2 protein-coding genes are annotated in these 582 nt (G+C 69.2%); one reads left to right on the top strand and one right to left on the bottom strand.

Annotated features, from left to right (window positions below; all coding sequences use genetic code 11):
* On the top strand, window positions 1-280 hold a 280-nt coding region (locus tag FQ705_RS25555), incomplete at its 5' end, for a DUF2894 domain-containing protein (protein ID WP_144145808.1).
* Window positions 281-305: 25 nt separating this feature from the next.
* Here the strand turns inward: FQ705_RS25555 and FQ705_RS25560 are convergent.
* Window positions 306-582 (bottom strand): hypothetical protein (locus FQ705_RS25560; RefSeq protein ID WP_222105669.1); only part of this gene is annotated, 277 nt, incomplete at its 5' end.

The following is a 582-nucleotide window of genomic DNA, read 5'->3' on the forward strand; positions in this document are numbered from 1 at the left end:
CTTCCGGGAAATCTGGTCGCGACTGAGCGCCGACCAGCAGGTCAAGCAATCGCTCGACATCGTGCCGAAGAACGCCGGCCCGCTCAATTCGAGCAGCCTGGTGCATCGCGCGCTGCTGCTGATGCGCGAGCTCTCGCCCGAGTATCTGCGGCAGTTCCTGTCCTATGCCGACGCGCTGTCCTGGCTCGAGGACATGCAGGCCGATCCGGCCGCGGCGACGGCGAAGGAAGCGCCGCGCAGCGCGCCGGCGAAGAAGGCCCGGCGCACGCGCGCACGCTGAACCCATCCACGCGGCGCTGCCGCCGCTACGCCTCGATGGCGGCGCGCTCGCGAGAGCGCCCGCCCCGCGCGCCGCGCCTGAGCAGATCGAAGGCCATCAGGTGGCTCGCCCCCGAAATGCCCACGCCGTACAGCGGAATCAGCGCCATCGGCAGCGTCTGGATATTGGCCATGCGCGGATCGTGCAACAGGAAGAAGCTCAGCCCCGTGCCCACCGCCACCACGAAATCGGCGAAGCCGAACAGGTGGAACATCAGGTAGCGCCCGCGGCTGGCCGGCAGCAAGGTGACCACCAAGGCCAGC

It is taken from the genome of Paraburkholderia sp. BCC1884, from assembly GCF_900996225.1.
In the GTDB taxonomy this organism is placed as follows: Bacteria; Pseudomonadota; Gammaproteobacteria; order Burkholderiales; family Burkholderiaceae; genus Paraburkholderia.